At 71.7% G+C, this 19,396-nt stretch carries 14 protein-coding genes; 3 read left to right on the top strand and 11 right to left on the bottom strand.

Annotated features, from left to right (window positions below; genetic code table 11):
- Positions 1 to 10 precede the first annotated feature (10 nt).
- Both AQJ27_RS16505 and AQJ27_RS16500 read right to left on the bottom strand, forming a co-directional pair.
- Entirely contained in the window at positions 11 to 1,696 is a 1,686-nt protein-coding gene (locus tag AQJ27_RS16505; RefSeq protein WP_067368609.1) for a TerD family protein, read from the bottom strand.
- Between the two features lie 134 nt (positions 1,697 to 1,830).
- Positions 1,831 to 2,427 carry a M48 metallopeptidase family protein gene (locus tag AQJ27_RS16500; RefSeq protein WP_075028823.1) on the bottom strand — a complete coding sequence of 199 codons (597 nt, stop codon included), beginning with the start codon at positions 2,425 to 2,427 and terminating at the stop codon, positions 1,831 to 1,833.
- Positions 2,428 to 2,644: 217 nt separating this feature from the next.
- On the opposite strand from AQJ27_RS16500, the gene AQJ27_RS16495 reads away from it, so the two are divergent.
- Positions 2,645 to 3,826 (top strand): TOMM precursor leader peptide-binding protein, encoded by a 1,182-nt coding sequence (locus AQJ27_RS16495; protein ID WP_067368606.1) that lies wholly within the window; start codon positions 2,645 to 2,647, stop codon positions 3,824 to 3,826.
- Positions 3,819 to 5,195, top strand: coding sequence for an ABC1 kinase family protein (locus AQJ27_RS16490; protein WP_067368603.1), 1,377 nt, complete (start codon positions 3,819 to 3,821; stop codon positions 5,193 to 5,195). The genes AQJ27_RS16495 and AQJ27_RS16490 overlap by 8 nt, the downstream gene beginning before the upstream one ends.
- Before the next feature lie 39 nt (positions 5,196 to 5,234).
- On the opposite strand, the gene AQJ27_RS16485 is transcribed toward AQJ27_RS16490, so the two are convergent.
- The 5 genes from AQJ27_RS16485 to AQJ27_RS16465 form a co-directional block, all read right to left on the bottom strand.
- Positions 5,235 to 5,459 carry a hypothetical protein gene (locus AQJ27_RS16485; protein ID WP_159064360.1) on the bottom strand — a complete coding sequence of 75 codons (225 nt, stop codon included), beginning with the start codon at positions 5,457 to 5,459 and terminating at the stop codon, positions 5,235 to 5,237.
- A 118-nt stretch (positions 5,460 to 5,577) separates the two neighbouring features.
- On the bottom strand, positions 5,578 to 5,901 hold the full coding sequence (locus AQJ27_RS16480) for a hypothetical protein (protein WP_054228177.1): 324 nt from the start codon (positions 5,899 to 5,901) through the stop codon (positions 5,578 to 5,580).
- On the bottom strand, positions 5,898 to 6,266 hold the full coding sequence (locus AQJ27_RS16475; RefSeq protein ID WP_054228178.1) for a WhiB family transcriptional regulator: 369 nt from the start codon (positions 6,264 to 6,266) through the stop codon (positions 5,898 to 5,900). The genes AQJ27_RS16480 and AQJ27_RS16475 overlap by 4 nt, the downstream gene beginning before the upstream one ends.
- Positions 6,267 to 6,441: 175 nt before the next feature.
- Entirely contained in the window at positions 6,442 to 6,765 is a 324-nt protein-coding gene (locus AQJ27_RS16470) for a hypothetical protein (RefSeq protein ID WP_067368597.1), read from the bottom strand.
- 164 nt (positions 6,766 to 6,929) lie between these two features.
- A complete protein-coding gene (locus AQJ27_RS16465) occupies positions 6,930 to 9,125 on the bottom strand; it encodes an ATP-dependent DNA helicase UvrD2 (RefSeq protein WP_079065021.1) in 2,196 nt (731 codons plus the stop codon).
- Between the two features lie 226 nt (positions 9,126 to 9,351).
- On the opposite strand from AQJ27_RS16465, the gene AQJ27_RS16460 reads away from it, so the two are divergent.
- Positions 9,352 to 9,594 carry a mycoredoxin gene (locus tag AQJ27_RS16460; protein WP_054228181.1) on the top strand — a complete coding sequence of 81 codons (243 nt, stop codon included), beginning with the start codon at positions 9,352 to 9,354 and terminating at the stop codon, positions 9,592 to 9,594.
- Positions 9,595 to 9,722: 128 nt separating this feature from the next.
- On the opposite strand, the gene nudC is transcribed toward AQJ27_RS16460, so the two are convergent.
- The 4 genes from nudC to AQJ27_RS16440 form a co-directional block, all read right to left on the bottom strand.
- Complete coding sequence (gene nudC, locus AQJ27_RS16455; protein ID WP_177324091.1) at positions 9,723 to 10,673, bottom strand: NAD(+) diphosphatase; 951 nt, start codon at positions 10,671 to 10,673, stop codon at positions 9,723 to 9,725.
- Between the two features lie 119 nt (positions 10,674 to 10,792).
- Positions 10,793 to 12,205, bottom strand: a complete 1,413-nt coding sequence (locus AQJ27_RS16450) for a dipeptidase (RefSeq protein WP_067369304.1) — start codon at positions 12,203 to 12,205, stop codon at positions 10,793 to 10,795.
- 10 nt (positions 12,206 to 12,215) lie between these two features.
- Entirely contained in the window at positions 12,216 to 15,821 is a 3,606-nt protein-coding gene (locus AQJ27_RS16445) for an ATP-dependent helicase (protein ID WP_067368587.1), read from the bottom strand.
- A 123-nt stretch (positions 15,822 to 15,944) separates the two neighbouring features.
- Complete coding sequence (locus tag AQJ27_RS16440; RefSeq protein ID WP_079065020.1) at positions 15,945 to 19,358, bottom strand: ATP-dependent helicase; 3,414 nt, start codon at positions 19,356 to 19,358, stop codon at positions 15,945 to 15,947.
- Positions 19,359 to 19,396: the final 38 nt, after the last annotated feature.

The raw sequence follows: 19,396 nt of genomic DNA, 5'->3' as shown, positions 1-19,396 counted from the left end.
ACGGGCTCCCTCAGACCTCGTACGGCTGGACGACGATGAAATTGCCGGGCGCGCCGCGGAACTGGAGGTTCACGCTCTCGCCGGTGTCGCCGGGGTAGGCGTTGCGGCGCATCCGCACCTGGCTGGAGACGATCACCTGGGAGGCCGCGGACCAGGCGACGACGGCGTTGCAGTCGGCGAAGGTCGTCGGCGTCACGGGCAGCACTACGGGAGCGCCGTGCGTCTTCACGACGATCGTTCCGGTCCCCTGGAACTGCATGGTGAACAGCGCGCCTCCGGGGATGCCGTGCCCCTCGATACGCCGGACCTCGTACTGGAGGGACTCGTCGAAGGCGAGCACGCTCTCCGCGGAGACGCAGATCGCGTCGCCCTGGAGTTCGATGGGATGCACGTGGGTGGCGTTCTCGGCGAGGAAGACCTGCCCCTGGCCGGTACAGCGCATGAGCTGCATCTCCTGGCCGGTCGCGTTGCCCACGATCCGCCCGGCGAAGCCGGCACCCTTGTAGCTGAAGTCGACCTTGCCCTGGTAGAGCACCATGCTGCCCTGGCGGGCCAGCACGGGCTGGCCGCCGATACCGAGGTCGACGCGGATGAGCTTCTTGTTCTGCTGGGTCCACCGCTGACCGGTGGGCGTCTCCTTGTAGGCCCCCAGCGCGGCGGCCACACCGGCACCGCCCTGCGGGGCGCCCTGAGGAACACCGTACGGGGACGGCGCACCGGGCTGACCCGGCACCTGGCCCGGAACCTGGCCGTACGGCGGCTGCTGGCCGTAGCCCGGAGGCGCCGTCGGGGCCTGCTGCCCGTAGCCGGGGGGCGCGGGCGGTGCCTGCTGGCCGTAACCGGGCGGCATGGGAGCAGTCTGACCGGGAGGCTGCTGTCCGTAGCCCGGCGGCGGACCGGGCGGACCGGGCGGCTGGATGTACGGAGCGGGGCCCGGCGGCGGCACGGTGCCGCCCGGCGGGGTGTGCAGCGGGGCGATGATGGTCGGCGCTGCGTGCACCGAGGGCGCGGCGGGCGCCGGGGCGGGCGGCGGCGTGAACCCCTGCGCGGCGGGCCCCGGCGCGGGTGCCGGTGCCGGGGCGCCGAACGCGGGGGGTGCGGTGGCCTGGGCAGGCGGAGCGAAGGACGGCGCGGCAGTGGCCTGCGGCTCCTGCGCGGCGGGCTGCTCGTCGGCTACCTCACCACCGAAGTTCTTGAGCAGCGCATCGAGGCCGCCGTCGAAGCCCTGCCCCACGGCGGCGAACCGCCAGACGTCCTTCAGGTAGAAGTCGCCCAGCATCACGGCACGCTCGGTGGAGAACTCCGCGCCGCTGAACGAGTACCGGGCCACCTCCTCGCCGCCCGCGACGACACGGAGGTATCCGGGGGCGATCTGCGACATCTGTCCGGCGCCGTCGATCGTCGCCGTGAACGACAGCTTCTGGATCTGCGCCGGGATCCGGTCGAGCGTGACGCGGAAGGACTCCGTGTCACCCGACTGGGCGCCGAGGAGCTGGATGGATTCTTCGGGGGTCTTCGGCTGGTTGAAGAAGACGAAGTACCGGTCGTCCGAAAGCCTTTCGTCGGCGTCCAGACCGAAGCAGCTGATGTCGAAGGTCAGTCCCGGACCGGTGATCTGCACACCTACGTACAGATCCGTGCCCGCGGTGAGGTCACTGATCCTGGCCTTGTGGCCGCGTTGGAAGTCCCTGGCCATGCGTAACGACCGTCCCCCATCCCGAGTGCGATTGCGTCGCGTCAGGCTAACGGGAAACTCTGGGAGTGAACGCCGCCGGTACAGACCCGGTACACAATCAACCCCCGGCGGGGACGGTCCGCCGCCCCCGCCCGCTACTCGTCGCTCGCCACGGGCAGATGGGGCAGCCGTTCGGCCGCGACCACCCCTTCGAGATAGCCGCGGGCACGCTCCGTACGCGGATACGCCTCCAGCAGCCGCCAGAAGCGGGGCCCGTGACCGGGCACCAGAAGGTGCGCGAGTTCGTGGACGAGGACGTAGTCGACGACATACTCGGGCATGCCCTGCAGGCGATGCGAAAGACGGATACTGCCCTCGGCCGGGGTACAGGAACCCCAGCGCGTGTTCTGATTGGTGACCCAGCGGACCGAGGCGGGGCGGGCCCGGCCGTCGAAGTACTGCTCCGACAGCCGCGCGGCGCGCTCGGTCAGCTCGGCGTCACCGAGCACCCGTTTGCTCTCCTGGGCGGCCAGCTTGTCGAGCATGACAGTGACCCAGCGCTGTTCCTCCGCCTCGGACATACGGGCGGGGATGAGCACGACGGTGCGATCGCCCTCGCGGTACGCGGAGACCGTTCTGCGCCGGCGCGCGCTCCTGCGAACCTCGATCGCGCTCGCCCCCGAGCCGCTTGGCGGCGGGCTCGTCGTGCTGCGCTGTGGCTTTCCGGCGCGGTGCAGTGGGTCGGCGGGCACGCCCCGACGTTACCCGCTGCACATGGGGGAAGTCCCGTCCCCTGGACGGTTCGATGCCGATCCGCGCCCCGTGCGCTTGATTTATACGACGAACACCACCGCCTGTGGACAACTTTCGGCACGGTTCGGCCGGGCGGGGCATGCTGGCATTCGATCGGCGGGCCCGGGACGGACCCCGCCGACACACGGGGATGCTCTACGGGTACGGGGGTCGGTCATGCATCCGATGGTGAAGCCCGCGCTGCGGCGCGGCTGGCGGGATCTCAACACCGTGCAGTTCGGGATGGCGCCCGCGCACGCGATGGTGCTGGGCCCGGTGGACACGGCGACAGGCAGCTTTCTCGACCTGCTCAACGGAACACGCGGGCTCCCGCTCCTTCGCGACCTGGGTCGCGCGATGGGCCTGCCCGACGGTCATGTCGACGCACTTGTGGAGCGACTGGCCCGATCGGGTCTGCTGGACGACGCGACGGGCGGCGGCCGGGCCGCGGACGCCCTGCGCGAGAAGAAGGCGGTCCTGGACCGGCTCCGCCCCGACCTCGCGTCCCTGTCCCTCGTCGCCCGTGCGCCGGGCGACGCCCTGAAGCATCTGGCCGCCCGCCGCTCCCTGCGGGTGCAGGTGCGGGGCGCCGGCCGGGTGGGAGTCGTCCTCGCCTCCCTCCTGGCCGCCGCCGGTGTCGGCCAGGTCGAGGTGCGCGACATCGGCAGCGTCGAACCCTGGGACGTGGCACCGGGCGGACTGCCCTCGGCGTCCATCGGCGAGCGCCGGGAGGAAGCCGCCCGGCGCGCGGTGCGCCGAGCGGCACCGGATCGGCCACCACGGACCGCCGCCGAAGGCGAGGAGCTCGGTCTCTCCCTGGTGATCCTCGCGCCCCGGGACGGCCTGGCGGTGCACGCCCCCGATCCCGCCGTCGCCGAGCCCCTGATCACCTCCGGCACTCCCCATCTGTACGCGGGGGTCGTGGAGGGAACGGGTGTCGTCGGCCCCCTGGTGCTGCCCGGCGACACCGGCTGCGCGGGCTGCCTGGACCAGCAGCGCATCGACCGGGACCCGACCTGGCCACGTCTGATCGCCCAGTGGCGCTCCGGCGCCTCGCACCAGGTCCCGGCGTGCGACCTCGCGCTGGCGACCGGGGTCGCCGGACTCGCGGCGGGACACGCCCTCGCCTTCCTCGACGGACGGCTGCCTTCCAGCGCCGGGGCACGCTGGGAGTCCTCCGTGCCGGGCTTCGACTGGCATGCGAAGCCGGTGTGGTCGCATCCCGCATGCCCGTGCGGCGCGGCGGAGAAAAGTAAGAAGGGGGAGCGCGCCGCCGAGGACGGGCAGCCGCACGAGACAATGGCGGTGCAACAGCCGCACGCGGCACGGCTGTCTGGGACTTGGAGGGCGCATGTCTGATCTTCCCCGGAAGGCAGTCACCCGAACTGCCAAACTCGCCGCACTACCGCTCGGCTTCGCCGGGCGGGCGACCTGGGGGCTGGGCAAGAGGATCGGCGGGAAGTCCGCGGAGATCGTCGGCCGCGAGCTGCAGCAGCGCACGGCGGAGCAGCTCTTCAAGGTCCTCGGAGAGTTGAAGGGCGGTGCCATGAAGTTCGGACAAGCCCTGTCCGTCTTCGAGTCGGCGCTGCCCGAGGAGGTCGCGGGACCCTATCGCGCGGCGCTGACGAAGCTCCAGGAGGCGGCGCCGCCGATGCCGACGCGCACGGTGCACTCCGTTCTGCGCGAGCGCCTCGGCGAGGACTGGTCCGAGCTGTTCCAGAAGTTCGAGGACAAGCCGTCCGCGGCGGCCTCGATCGGTCAGGTGCACCGGGCGGTGTGGCACGACGGACGCGAGGTCGCCGTCAAGGTGCAGTACCCGGGGGCGGGCGAGGCCCTGCTGTCCGATCTGACCCAGCTCAGCCGATTCGCCAGGCTCCTGGGTCCCCTGATCCCCGGCATGGACATCAAGCCGCTCATCGCGGAGCTGCGCGACCGGGTGTCCGAGGAGCTCGACTACGCGCTGGAGGCAGAGGCCCAGGAGACGCATGCCACGGAGTTCGCCGGCGATCCGGACGTGCTCGTCCCGGCGGTGGTCCACCAGTGCGACCAGGTCCTGGTGAGCGAGTGGATCGACGGGATACCGCTGTCGGAGGTGATCGCCGAGGGCACCCAGGAGCAGCGGGACCGTGCGGGCCAGTTGCTGGCCCGGTTCCTGTTCTCGGGTCCCGCCCGCACCGGACTGCTGCACGCCGATCCGCATCCGGGCAACTTCCGCCTCCTGCCCGACGAGAAAGGCGGCTGGCGGCTGGGCGTCCTGGACTTCGGCACGGTCGACCGTCTTCCCGGCGGTCTGCCCCCGACGATCGGCTACTCCCTCCGGATGACTCTCGAGGGCGAAGCCGAAGCGGTCTACGAGCTGTTGCGTGAGGAGGGCTTCGTCAAGGAGTCCATAGAGCTCGAACCCGACGCGGTCCTGGACTATCTCCTGCCGATCATCGAACCGGCCCAGGTCGACGAGTTCACGTTCACCCGCGGCTGGATGCGCAGTCAGGCCACCCGCATCGCCGACCCCCGCTCCCCCGCACACCAGTTGGGCAGGCTCCTCAACCTGCCACCGTCGTATCTCCTGATACACCGTGTGACCTTGAGCACCATCGGAGTCCTGTGTCAGCTGGGCGCGACGGTGCGGCTGCGCGACGAACTGGAGGAGTGGCTGCCAGGTTTCGTACCGGGAGAGAACCCGACGGAGGAGCTGCTGGACGAGGAGGGATCCGCGGCCGGAGCATGACTCGGGCCACCTTCGGTCAGCGGGCCGACCCGGCGTGGCCTACCACCAGGCCGAGTCCAGCCGCCCCTCGATCGCCCTGAGGTTGCTGCGGGCGCAGTTGTCGCAGAAGTAGTGGCGGATGCCGTTCTCCATGGAACAGGTCCACGTCAGCGGAGGGCCGTCGGCCGGGGTACCGCAGCGGGCGCACACGATGTGCCGGGCCTCGGCCGTGTCGGGCCGCGGCATGGAGCCGGTGCTGTCACTGTCCCCGGGAAGACTCGTCACCCGGCGACGATAACGCCGTGGTCGGCTGTTCGCCCGGCACAACGCACCGCGGGGGCCGGTCCGTTCGGACCGGCCCCCGCGAGGAGCTGCTTACTGATACTGCAGCGACTGCCTTCGGCTAGTGCATGACCGCCATGGCCAGCGCGCGCCGGGCGCGCATGGAGGCGCGCTCGGCCCGACGCTGCATCCGACGGGCGGAGGCCAGGCGCACGGCCAGGCGTTCCCGCTCGGCCTCGTGCAGTCGCTCGTGCATATGCGCACGAGCCAGGGCTTCTGGGATGAGTTGCATCTCGCGGGTCCTGTTCTGACGCGAGTCGTTCGCGCCGGTGGTGGTGAAGTCTGGGATGGCGGAGCCTGCGGGCTCGCTGGTGGACGGCTTCATCGGGGCCTGTTTCTTGGGGTCGTGCGTCAGGGGGCGATCGATCGTTCCTACGGTGTTCATGCCGCAACCGGGTTCTTGCGCGGGCGGCCACGCGGCCGCTTGCGGGCCACGACAACACCCTGGACGAAGAGCTCGCCGCCCCAGACACCCCAGGGCTCGCGCCGCTCCTTGGCGCCGGCGAGGCAGGCCTCGATCAGCGGGCAGGTGCGGCAGAGGGACTTGGCGTACTCGACGTCTGCCGGCGACTCGGCGAAGAAGACCTCCGGGTCGTAGGAGCGGCAGGGGACGGGTACGCCGAGGTTCTCGATGGCGTCGTCGAGCGCGGTGAGCGCAGTGAGCGGGATCAAGGTGGAGTCCTCCGTGAGGCCGGGCGGGGGGATCGTTTCGGAAGGCGGTACGGACGGGGCGTGCGCTTCGAGTTGCACGGTTGGTCTTCCTCGTCTGGTCGTGCCGGCCGGGTTGGCCGGTTGGCGGCTGGTACCGGGTTCTTTTCTTGTCCCGAGGCCCCTTCGCTCTGCCGTCCCCGGTCGGGGACAAACAGAAGGGCCGCGGATCCCGGGTGGGGTTCCGCGGCCCTGAAGGCGCCGGCCTGATCGAAGATCAGGCTGGATCACTCCAGGGTTCAGGCCCACGGAAGGCCCACATCGTGTGGTGCTGCTTTGTCTGCTTCAGGGATCCGGCACCGGCCGCCGCAAAGGCATAGGCCTGGGCCTCTGCCACTACTGCCGCTTCCAGTGCCTTCATCGGTCGCTCATTGCGCTCACGGTTGGGAAGAACCGCGAGAGACAGAGGGGAGGCCGGCCGGACGGCAGCGATGCCGGACAGACCGGTGCCCAGGTTCGAGACGCCGAGCAGGCACGTGGAGACGACCGAGCGATCGGTCATTTTGGCGGTGCTGATGGAGCTGATGTTGATGCTGATCACTGGAATCGCCTCCTCTCGGCGTCTTGGGGGACTGGGGTGAACCAGTCCGACGGCTATTAAGTACAGCACGGAACCAGGGCCTCGGAGAAGGCCGCTGCTGCCGTGGTTAAGAACCTATGGGGATTGCTGGGGCATGCGCAAACTATTTTTACGACGAGTTTGCATCAGTCACCCTCGCCGCCCTCCGCAGGCTCTTGACCAGCACAGATGGCCAGAACATCGGCCCCGAACCGGTTGAACTTGCGCACGCCGACCCCGGGGATCCGCGCCAACTCGCCCTCGTCGTCCGGCGCGGCCTCGGCGATCGCCATGAGTGTCTTGTCGGTGAAGACGCAGAACGCGGGCTGCCCACTGCGCTGCGCCTGTACCGCCCGCCACTCCCGCAGCCGCTCGTAGAGGCCTTCGTCCATGTCGGAGGGGCAGTCCTCACAACGCATCAGTTTCATCTCGCCGGCGTCGGTCAGCGTGCGCCCGCAGACCCGGCAGCGGGCCGGGGTCCGGCTCGTGCGCCGTACGACCGTGCCCCCGCTGCTTCCGATGCCGCGCTCGATGCCGCCTGGACCGCCGCCGGCGCTGCGGCCCGCGGTGGCGACGGAGCCGGGGCGCAGCCCGTCGAGGAAGCGGCTGGGCCGACGGTTGGGTCTGCCGCCGGGAGAGCGGGACAGGGCCCAGGAGACGAGGAGGTGTTCTCTGGCGCGGGTGACTCCGACGTAGAGAAGGCGGCGTTCTTCCTCGATCTGCTCGTCGGTCTTTGCGTAGGTGATCGGCATCATCCCCTCCGCGACGCCGACCAGGAAGACGACGTCCCACTCCAGTCCCTTGGCGGAGTGCAGGGAGGCGAGGGTGACGCCCTGGACGGTCGGGGCGTGCTGGGCACTCGCGCGCTCGTCGAGCTCGGCCACCAGGTCACCGAGGGTGGCGCCCTGTTTGGCGGCGGCGAAGTCCTGGGCGAGATGGACGAGGGCGGCCAGGGACTCCCAGCGCTCTCTGACGGCCCCGGATCCGGCCGGGGGCTGGCTGGTCCAGCCCTCGCCGGAGAGCACCGCTCGGACCTGGGAGGGCAGGTCGACGGCGTCGTCGAGGAGAGAGTCGTTGGCGCCGAAGCGGGCGGCCGCGCGCAGGGCGGCGCCTGCTTTGCGCACCTCAGGGCGGTCGAAGAACCGCTCGGCGCCGCGCAGCTGATAGGGCACTCCGGCGTCGGCGAGGGCCTGTTCGTAGATCTCGGACTGGGAGTTCGTGCGGAAGAGGATGGCGATCTCGCCCGCGGGAATGCCGGAGGCGACGAGGTCGCGGATGCGGCGGGCGGCACCCTCGGCCTCGGCGGGTTCGTCCGTGTATTCGGCGTAGACGGGCTCGGGGCCCGGGGCACGCTGGGAGATCAGCTCCAGGCGGTGGTCGGCGGCCCGGCCGCGGGCCTGGGAGAGCAGGCCGTTGGCGAGGTGCACCACTTGGGGTGAGGAGCGGTAGTCGCGGACGAGCTTGACGACGGTGGCCCCGGGGTAACGGGTGCGGAAGTCGAGCAGGTGGTCGGGAGTTGCACCGGTGAACGAATAGATCGTCTGGCTGGCGTCGCCGACGACGCAGAGGCTGTCGCGCTCGCCGAGCCACAGTTCCAGGAGGCGCTGCTGGAGGGGGCTGACGTCCTGGTACTCGTCGACCACGAAGTGCTGGTACTGGGAGCGGACCTGCTCGGCGATGTCGTGACGGTCCTGGAGGATCGCGACGGTCAGCAGCAGGACGTCCTCGAAGTCGATGACGGCGCGGTCGCGCTTGAGGTCCTCGTACGTGGCGTAGAGCTGGGCGATCTCGGCCGGGTCGCGGGGCGAGAGACGGCCGGTCTTGGCCGCGGCGGCCGCGTAGTCGGCGGGGACGGTCTGGGTGACCTTGGACCATTCGATCTCGGCCGTGACGTCGCGCAGCTCGCCCCGGTCGAGGCGGATGCGGCAGGCGGCTGCCGCGTCGGCGACGAGCTGGATCTTGCGGTCGATGAGCCGGGGCAGGCCGCCACCGACCGCTTTCGGCCAGAAGTACTGGAGTTGGCGCAGCGCGGCGGAGTGGAACGTACGGGCCTGGACACCACCGGCGCCGAGCTGGCGGAGCCGGCCGCGCATCTCGCCCGCGGCCCTGTTGGTGAAGGTGACGGCGAGCACGCTGGAGGGCTGGAGGATCCCGGCACGCACCCCGTAGGCGATGCGGTGGGTGATCGCTCGTGTCTTGCCCGTGCCGGCGCCCGCCAGCACGCACACCGGACCGTGCAGGGCGGTGGCGACCTCGCGCTGCTCGGGGTCGAGCCCGTCGAGCACCGCGTCGGCCGTGTCCGGTGCCTGCGGGAAGAGGGTGGAGTGCGTTGCTGCTGTCACCCCGCCATGCTGCCAGGTCGGTGGGGACGCATGAGCCGGTTGTCCACAGGGAGGCCCTCGCAGTCGTACTAATGCGGCAGGCGCTGGGCGTGCTCTTGCTCACCCGTCCGCCGCGAGGTGCACTCGTGTACCGGGCCGGGGTACCCGGGCACGGGAATGGTGGCCCGCTCGCGTACGTTCCACCTCTGCGACAACGCACCCCCAGCAGCAAAGGAGCGCGAGACACATGCCGGGCACTGTGACGATGTACAGCACCACGTGGTGCGGCTACTGCACGCGACTGAAGGGCCAGATGGACCGCGCGGGCATCGCGTACAACGAGATCAACATCGAGCAGGACCCGGAGTCCGCGGCCTTCGTGGAGAAGGCGAATGGCGGAAACCAGACGGTTCCGACCGTGCTGTTCGCGGACGGCTCGACGCTGACCAACCCTTCGCTGGCGCAGGTCAAGCAGAAGATCGGCGCGTAAGCGGTTCACCATCGGTGCGCCCCGGCGGTTGCCGCGGGCAGCAACAGGGGCGGTCCTTGAGTCTGACTCAAGGACCGCCCCTGCTGTGTGACTTGCGCCACTCGCGCGAGTGGTGTGGTGTGCGCCGGTCAGGCGGCTACCGCTCCCGGGCGCGGCAGGGGCTTGCCGTACCAGAGTTCGATCAGTCGGGCAGCGATGGAGATGCCGAACGGAGGCAGCACCTCGCCGGACTCGAAGGCGGTGCGCAGGTCCTCGCGGGAGAACCAGCGGGCCTCGTGGATCTCCTCGCCGTCGACGTTGATCTCGGACGAGGTGGCGCGGGCCATGAAGCCGAGCATGAGGCTGGAGGGGAACGGCCAGGGCTGGCTGGCGACGTAGTCGACCTCGCCGACGGTGACGCCCGCCTCCTCGAAGACCTCGCGGCGCACGGACTGCTCGATGGACTCGCCGGGTTCGACGAAGCCGGCGAGCGTGGAGAAGCGGCCCTCGGGCCAGTGCACCTGGCGGCCGAGCAGGATGCGGTCCTCGTCGTCCGTCACCGCCATGATCACGGCCGGGTCGGTGCGCGGGTAGTGCTCGGCGCCGCAGGCGGGGCAGCGGCGGATGTGCCCGGCCGCCGCGATCACGGTGCGCTCGCCGCAGCGCGAGCAGAAGCGGTGCAGGCGCTGCCAGTTCTCCAGGGCGACGGCGTGCACCATCAGACCCGCGTCGCGGGGTGAGAGCAGGAGTCCCGCCTCGCGCAGGCCCGCCGAGCGGGCGGACTGGTCGATGCGGCCGGGCAGTGCGTCCTTCTGGAGTGCGAAATAGCTCACACCGTCGTCGTCCGTGCCGAGGAAGTAGCGGTGCGCCTCGGTGAGCGGGGCCTCGAAAGAGGGGGTCATGACGAGTTCGGTGGTGCCGTCCGCCGTCTCGTCGATGAGCACCTGACCGCCGGAGACCACGAAGACGCGGGTGGTGGGGTGGCTCCAGGCCGCCGCGAGCCAGGCCTCGTCGAGCCGGTGGTGGGCGGCCCGGTCGATGCCGCTCGGGGCGGTGAGCGAGATGGGACGGTCGGCGGTTCGGTCGGTCCAGGTGGTCACGGGTGCTTCCAACTCCCCCGGTGGAACGGTTATTTCGGCGGGCGGTTCAGCAGGGCGGGTGCGAAGGGCACTGTTCGGGGTGGGGACGGACTTTTCAGGAAGGGTGGAGACGGGCTCTTTCAGTGTGCCTCGCGCCAGTTCTCGGCCAGGTCGCCCCACAGGTAGGCGCTGGTCTCGACGCCCTTCATGAGGAGGTCGAGTTCCACCTTCTCGTTGGGGGCGTGCCAGCCGTCGGAGGGGACGGAGATGCCCAGGAAGAGCACGGGGGCACCGAGGACTTCCTGGAGGTCGGCCGCGGGTCCCGAGCCACCCTCGCGGGTGAAACGGATCGGCTGTTCGAAGGCGCGGCCCATGGCGCGTGCGACGGACTGCAGGGCGGGGTGGTCCAGCGGTGTGAGGCAGGGGCGGGTGGCGGCGCCGAACGTGATCTCGTGCCGGATGCCGGCGGGCAGCCGGTCGGCGGCCCAGGCGCGGACTGCCTTCTCGATGTGGTCCGGGTCCTGCCCCGCCACCAGCCGGAACGAGAGTTTCACGGTGGCCGAGGACGGGATGATCGTCTTGCTGCCGGGGCCTTGGTAGCCGCCGCCGATGCCGTTGACCTCGGCGGTGGGGCGGGCCCAGATGCGCTCCAGGGTGGTGTGTCCGGCCTCTCCGTAGGTGGCCGTCGACTTGGCCGTGCTCAGCCAGCGCTCCTCGTCGAAGGGCAGTTCGGCGAAGAGCTCACGCTCGCGTTCGGTGAGTTCGCTGATGCCTTCGTAGAAGCCGGGGACGGCTACGCGCGCGTGCTCGTCGTGGAGGGCCGCGACGAGACGGGCGGCGGCGGTGGCCGGGTTGGGCACGGCACCGCCGAAGGAACCGGAGTGGATGTCCTGCTGCGGCCCGTACAGCTCGATCTCGCACTCGGCGAGGCCACGCATGCCGGTGCACACGGTGGGGGTGTCCTCGGACCACATGCCGGTGTCGGAGACGATCACCGCGTCGGCGGTGAGCCGGTCGGCGTGGCTTTCGACGAGGTCGCGGAAGTGCGGGGAGCCGGACTCCTCCTCGCCCTCGATCAGGAGCTTGAGGTTCACGGCCGGTGCGCCGCGTCCGGTGGCGGCGAGGTGGGCGCGAACGCCGAGTGTGTGGAAGAACACCTGGCCCTTGTCGTCGGCGGCACCGCGCGCGTGGAGACGGTTTCCGCGGATCACCGGTTCGAAGGGGTCGGTGTCCCAGCCGTCCTCGCGGGCTGCGGGCTGCACGTCGTGGTGTCCGTAGACGAGAACCGTGGGAGCCCCGGGGTCCTCGGCGGGCCATTCGGCGAAGACGGCGGGGGCGCCCTCGGTCGCCCAGACCTCGACGGTCGGGAAGCCGGTCTCCTGCAACTTGGCGGCGAGCCAGTCGGCGCTGCGTGCCACGTCCGCGGCGTGGTCGGGCTGGGCCGACACCGAAGGGATGCGCAGCCACTCCGCGAGGTCGTCGAGGAAGGCCGTGCGGTGGTTCTGGATGTACGTGCGGACGGTGCTGACGGCGTTGTCAACGGGCTTGCTCATGCTCACGAGCCTATCCGCCCACGGAGGCGTGTTCGTCCGGCGGATCCCCGGCAGACGCTTCCTGTGGGTCCGCCGGGTCCTGTGTGAGCAGTCGTTCCAGTGCCGCGCGGTCCGGGAGCTCGTCCGGGTGGACCACCTCACCGCTGCGGACGTACAGGAACGCGGCCTTGACGGCCTCCAGGGGCACGCCTTGCTGTTCGGCCCAGGCGAGGCGGTACAGGGCGAGCTGGAGGGGGTCGGCGGTGCCGGTGCGGCTGGTCTTCCAGTCGACGATCTCGTACGTCGTGCCGGCGTCGCCCTCCGCCCGGTAGACGGCGTCGATCCGGCCCCGTACGACACGTCCCGCGATGGCGAGCTGGAACGGTGCCTCCACGCGATGGGGGGTGCGATAGGCGTAGGGAGTGCGTTCGAAGGCGTCCTTGAGCTCCTCCAGGTCGCGTTCGTCGGCGATCTCGGCGTCGCTGCCGGGGAGGTCCTCCGGTTCCAGCATCGGCAGCCGCAGCTCTTCGAAGCGGGACTCCAGCCAGGCGTGGAAGCGTGTTCCGCGGCGCGCGGCGGGCTGTGGGGGGCGTGGCATGGGGCGTGCGAGCTCCTGCGCGAAGCCGTCCGGGTCTGCGGCCAGGCGCATGAGCTGCGTCACGGTGAGTGAGGCCGGCAGGGGGACGTCGGTGACGCTCGCGCGGGCGCGCAGGAGCTCTCCGGTCAGGGCGTCGAGGTCACGGTCCCAGGAGGCGAGGGTGCGGGCCTCCTCCGGGGTGAGGTGCGCGGGTTCTTCAGGGTGCGGTTTCGCGGGGTGCGGTTTCGCAGGCTGCGGTTTCGCGGGGCGCGGGCGAGTCTCCGGAGCCGGTGCCTGGTGCGGGACCGTCGGGCGGTCCTGCGCAGGTCGCGTCGGCCGGTCCTCGGGGCGGTCGGTCGACCAGGAGTCCCAGTCGGAGTCGTCCCCTTCGGGGAAGCCGTCGTCGGGGAGGTCGTCGTCCCCGTAGGGCACGTCGTCGTACGCGGGGTCGTCGTCCTCGGGCGGGGGCGGCCAGTCCGGATCGTCGTACGAGGTGGGGTCGTGGTCGGTCGCGTGCCGGGCTCCCTGCGCCCCCGGGTGGGGCTCTTCGTGGGACGCCACACGCTCCAGGTGGGCGAGTACGGTCTCGGCGGCGGCGCGGCGCCGGGCCAGTGCCTCGTCGTCGAGCGGGAGCGGCCACGCGTGGTCGGCGGCCGCCTCGCGCAGGGCGGGGTTCTCCTCGCCCTCGGCGGGCTCCTCGGCCCAGACCTCGATCTCGCCGTGTCCGGCGACGCAATGCTCGTAGAGGGCGTCCAGGAAGTCCGAGGGGCCGCGCGGCTTCTTCTGGGAGGGGCCCCACCAGTGGCCGGAACCGAGCAGGAGCGAGCGGGGACGGGTGAAGGTGACGTAGCCGAGGCGGAGCTCTTCGGTGTGCTGGTGGTCCTTCATGGCCTCGTGGAAGGCCTTGATGCCCTTGGCGTCCCAGGTGGCGATCTCGGGGAGCGTGTCGGCGTCGCCGCGCAGCTCGTGCGGCAGGACCTTGCCCTGGGCGGTCCACTTCTCGCGGCCCTGGCCGCTGGGAAAGGTGCCGGTGACGAGCCCGGGGACCGCGACGACGTCCCACTCCAGGCCCTTGGACTTGTGCGCGGTGAGCACCTTGACGGTGTTCTCGCCGCCGGGCAGGGCGTTGTCGAGGCCCTTCTCGTACTGGGCGGCGGTACGCAGGAAGCCGAGGAAGGCCAGCAGCGTGGCCTCGCCGTCGCCCGCGGCGAAGGACGCGGCGACGTCGAGGAAGTTCGACAGGGTCTCTCGGCGGCGGGCGGCCAGCGCGTGCGGAGACGCGGAGAGCTCGACCTCGAGGCCGGTGACGGCGAGCACCCGGTGCAGGACGTCCATCAGGGGGTCGGCGAGCGAGCGGCGCAGATCGCGCAGCTCGGCGGCGAGCCGCGCGAACCGCACCCGCGCGTCCGCCGAGAAGGGCAGCCCGTCGTCGTCCCCTTCGGCCTCGATGGGCATCTCCAGGAACGTGTCGAGCGCGTCGGCGAGCGATATCACCTCGGCCGGGTCGACCCCCTCCACGGCCGCCGCGAGCCGACGGTCCGGGTCCTCGTCGGCGCCCACGCGCGCGTGGGACACGAGCAGGCGGGCGCGCCTCCCCAGGAGGGCGAGGTCACGCGGGCCGATCCGCCAGCGGGGGCCGGTGAGCAGGCGGACCAGGGAGGCGTTCGCCCCGGGGTCCTGGAGGACTTCACAGACGGCGACGAGGTCGGCGACCTCGGGCAGGTGCAGCAGCCCGGAGAGGCCCACCACCTCGACCGGGATGTCCCGGGCGACGAGCGCGCCCTGGATCTCGGCGAAGTCGCCCGCCGTACGGCACAGTACGGCGATCTCGCCGGGTGCCTTTCCGGTGCGTACCAGGTGGGCGATGGAATCGGCGAGCCAGTCGATCTCCTCGGCATGGGTGCGCAGCAGCGCGCAGCGGACCTGGCCGTCGTGCTCGGCTCCTGGGGCCGGGCGGAGGGCCTCCACGCCCTCGTGCATGGCGCGCAGGGGCTCCGCGAGGCCGTTGGCGAGGTCGAGGAGGCGGCCGCCGCTGCGACGGTTCTCGCTGAGCGCCTGGCGGGCCGCGGGGCGGCCGTCGGCGTGTGCGAAGTGTTCGGGGAAGTCGTCGAGGTTGGCGACGGAGGCGCCGCGCCAGCCGTAGATGGCCTGGCAGGGGTCGCCGACCGCGGTCACGGGGTGGCCGGTGCCGCCGCCGAAGAGTCCGGCGAGCAGGATGCGCTGGGCCACCGAGGTGTCCTGGTACTCGTCCAGCAGCACCACCCGGAACTCGTCGCGGAGGATTTCCCCGACCTCGGGGCGGGTGCGGGCCAGGGTGGCCGAGAGGGCGATCTGGTCGCCGAAGTCGAGGAGGTCGCGCTCGCGCTTGGCCGACCGGTAGCGGCCCACCAGCTCGGCCAGTTCACGCCGGGCCGCGGCCGCCTCGGGGACCTTCCGCAGGTCGGCGTTGGTGAGTTTGGCGCTCTCCAGGGAGCGCAGCAGCTCGGCGTCGTAGGCGCGCAGGTCTTCGGGCCGTACGAGGTGTTCGGCGAGCTCGGAGTCGAGTGTGAGGAGGTCGCCGACGAGGTCCGGGAAGGAGCGGGTCAGCGCCGGGTACGGTCCCGGGGCCTCGCGCAGTACGCGGGCGGCGAGCTGGTAGCGGGTGGCGTCGGCGAGCAGGCGGGAGGTCGGTTCGAGTCCGATGCGCAGGCCGTGGTCGGTCAGCAGGCGGCCCGCGAAGGCGTGGTAGGTGGAGATCACCGGCTCGCCCGGCGGGTTGTCGGGGTCGATCACGTCCGGGTCGGTTACTCCGGCCTTGATCAGCGCCTTGCGGACGCGCTCGGCGAGTTCACCCGCCGCCTTGTTGGTGAACGTGAGACCGAGGACCTGTTCGGGGGCGACCTGTCCGGTGCCGACGAGCCACACCACGCGTGCCGCCATCACCGTGGTCTTGCCTGATCCGGCTCCGGCCACGATCACCTGCGGGGCGGGCGGTGCGGTGATGCAGACCGTCTGCTCCGGGGTGAACGGGATACCGAGGAGCTCCTTGAGCTGCTCGGGGTCGGTGATACGGGCGGGCATGTCGGAGAGGCTAGCGGCGCCCACTGACAGCGGAGGCCACATCGGCCGCCGGGATGGAAGAAGTGCTGGTCAACACATGTGGTGCCGTACGTCACTCGCTGACGTGACGTCCACTTGGACCCGTCACTCGACCACGTGCCGTCCTTCGGGCCGAGCGCTGCACGATGCCCGGAAAGCGCAGTGTGTGCAGTGTTGTCCCGTGGTCGGCGAGAACCGTTCGTCGAGGACCTTCCCGGCCGCGGTGGCCAGCAGGTCGCCGACCCACTCGCCCTCGAGGGGCTCCTGGGCCTGCACCTTGGGGAGGGTCTCGCCGCCGTTCTTCTTGGCGGCGCCCTGGCGCAGCTGGACGAGTTCCGCGCCGCCGGGCTCGGGGCGTACGCCGTCGAAGGTGTCGTCGACGGCTCCCTCGCGGACGGCGAGCTGGTAGACGGCGAGCTGCGGGTGGTGCGCCACCTCCGCGGCGCTGGGCGCGTGTTTGCCGGTCTTGAAGTCGACCACGTAGGCGCGGCCCTCTGTGTCCGTCTCGACGCGGTCCATGGAGCCCCGGATGCGCACCTCGTAGTCGCCCGCCTCCAGGGTCACGTCGAAGTCGTGCTCACTGGCCACCGGCACACGTCCGGCACGGACGCCGTTGGAGTCGACGTGCCACTTCAGGAAGCGTTCGAGCGCCACGCGCGCGTGCTCCTTCTCCTGCGCGGACTTCCAGGGCGCGTCGAAGGCGAGCGCGTTCCACACGGAGTCCAGACGTTCCATGAGGACGGCGAGGTCGGCGGGGGTGCGTCCGGAGGCGACCTCGTCGGCGAGGACGTGCACCACGTTGCCGAAGCCCTGGGCGGCGGTCGCGGGCGCGTCGGCCTTGACCTCGCGGCCCAGGAACCACTGCAGGGCGCAGGTGTTGGCGAGCTGGTCGAGGGCGCTTCCGGAGAGCACGACGGGCTGGTCGCGGTCGCGCAGCGGCACCTTGCTCTCGGTCGGCTCGTACATGCCCCACCAGCGGTAGGGGTGCGCGGACGGCACGAGGGGGCGGCCGTCCTCGTCGCCGAGGGCGGCGAGCTTGGCCAGGCGGTGGGCCGCGGCCTGCCGAAGGGTGTCCGAGACCCGCGGGTCGACCGTGGTGGCGCGCAGTTCGGCGACCAGGGCGGCGACGGACAGCGGGCGGCGGGGGCGGCCGGTGACGTCCCTGGGTTCGACGCCGAGTTCGGTGAGGAAGCGGGAGGGCTGGTCGCCGTCGTCGGCGGGGGCCTTCACGGCGGTGACGATCAGGCGTTCACGCGCGCGTGTGGCGGCCACGTAGAACAGGCGGCGTTCTTCGGAGAGGAGCGCTCCGGGGGTGAGGGGTTCGGCGAGGCCGTCGCGTCCGATGCGGTCGGCCTCCAGCAGGGAGCCGCGGCGGCGCAGGTCCGGCCACAGGCCCTCCTGGACGCCCGCGACGACGACGAGGCGCCACTCCAGGCCCTTGGAGCGGTGCGCGGTCATCAGGCGTACGGCGGCGGGGCGCACCGCCCGGCGGGTGAGCGTGTCGGCGGCGATGTCCTGGGCTTCGATCTCCTCCAGGAAGTTGAGGGCGCCGCGCCCGCCCGTGCGCTCCTCGGCGCGGGCCGCGGTCGCGAACAGCGCGCAGACGGCGTCGAGGTCGCGGTCGGCGTTGCGTCCGGCCGCGCCACCACGCCGGGCGGCCCGCTCCAGGCGCTGCGGCCACGGTGTTCCCTCCCAGAGGTCCCAGAGCGCCTCCTCGGCCGTCCCGCCGCCCGCCAGGCGCTCCCGCGCCTTGCGCAGCAGCGCGCCGAGGCGCTGGGCTCCCCGGGCGTATGCCGGGTCGTGCGCGACGAGCCGCTCCGGCTCGGCCAGCGCGCGGGTGAGCAGTTCGTCGGAGGGCTGCGGTACGTGGTTGCCCGCGGCGCGCTCCTCCTCGCGCAGCGCGCGCCCCAGACGCCGCAGATCGGCCGCGTCCATGCTCGCGAGGGGCGAGGCGAGCAGGGTGAGCGCGGTTTCGGTGTCGAGCCAGGGCGCGGCCTGCGCGTCGGCGTCCCCAGATACGTCGATGTCTTCAGGTGCGTCGGCATCCTCAGGTACGTCGGCGCCTTCGGGTACATCGGCGTCTTCGCGTACGTCGCTGTCGCCGCCGGAGGGCGCGGCCGTACCCGACTCCGCGCGGGCCACCGCCCGCAGTGCCGTCAGCAAGGGCGTCACCGCCGGTTCGTGCCGCAGTGGCAGGTCGTCGCCGTCGATGTCGAGCGGCACGCCCGCCGCGGTGAGCGCCCGCCTGATCGTCGGGATCGTGCGGGAGCCGGCGCGCACCAGGACGGCCATGTCGCCCCAGGGGACGCCGTCCTCCAAGTGGGCGCGGCGCAGGATGTCCGCGATGTTGTCCAGCTCCGTGCCCGCCGTCGGGTACGTGTAGACCTCGACGGCGCCGCCGTCCCGTACCGGAGACAGCTGGCGGTGGGCGCGTACCTTCTCCGCCGGAAGGCGGGTCAGCGGCATGCGCTGGGTGATCAGACGGGTGGCGGTCAGCAGGGCGGCGCCGGAGCGGCGGGAGGTGCGCAGCACCTCGACCGGCGCGGGGCGGCCGTCCGCGCGCGGGAAGGCGTCGGGGAAGTCCAGGATGCCGTTCACGTCCGCGCCTCGGAAGGCGTAGATCGACTGGTCGGGGTCACCGAAGGCGACCAGGTTGCGGCCGCCGCCGGCGAGGGCGTGCAGCAGCCGGACCTGCGCCGGATCGGTGTCCTGGTACTCGTCCACGTAGACGGCGTCGTACTGCGCGGCGAGGCGTTCGGCGACGCCCGGACGCCCGGCGAGCAGCACCGCGCGGTGGACGAGTTCCGCGTAGTCGAGCACTCCTTGGAGGTCGAGAACGTCCAGGTACTCGGCGAGGAAGGCGGCGGCCGCGCCCCAGTCGGGGCGGCCGATGCGCCGGGCGAAGGCGGTCAGGGCGTCGGGGCTCAGGCCCAGTTCGCGGCTGCGCGCCAGTACCGCGCGGACCTCGTCGGCGAAGCCGCGCGTGGTCAGGCAGGCCCGCAGCTCGTCCGGCCAGCGGACATGGGCGAGGCCGAGCCGCTCCAGGTCGGGCTGGCCGGCGAGCAGTTCGCGCACCGCCACGTCCTGTTCGGGTCCGGACAGCAGCCGCAGGGGCTCCACGAACAGGTCACTGTCCTGGTGGGCGCGGACCAGGGCGTAGCAGAACGAGTGGAAGGTGGTCGCCCGGGGAGCGCGGGCGGCCCCTATGCGCAGCGCCATGCGGTCGCGCAGCTCGACGGCCGCCTTGCGGCTGAACGTCAGCACCAGGATGCGTTCCGGGTCGCCGCCCCGCGCGATCCGCGCCGCGACGGACTCGACGAGCGTCGTCGTCTTGCCGGTGCCGGGGCCGGCCAGCACGAGCAGCGGTCCCGTGTCATGGTCAACCACCGCGCGCTGCTCTGCGTCCAGACGAGGGGGCCCCACTCGGACCGGCGCGGTACGTACCAGTCGGTACGCGCCGCGGGTCCCCTGCCGCACCTGGGGGTGCGACAGGCGCCTGGTGGAAGAAGAGGAGCTCACGTGGTTCGCCGGTCCTGGAGGTTGTGCGGGATGTCACT

Origin of the sequence: Streptomyces olivochromogenes, from assembly GCF_001514115.1 — a bacterium.
GTDB lineage: Bacteria > Actinomycetota > Actinomycetes > Streptomycetales > Streptomycetaceae > Streptomyces > Streptomyces olivochromogenes.
Note: the sequence above shows the minus strand (reverse complement) of the source record. Positions and strands in the feature narration are given on the sequence as shown.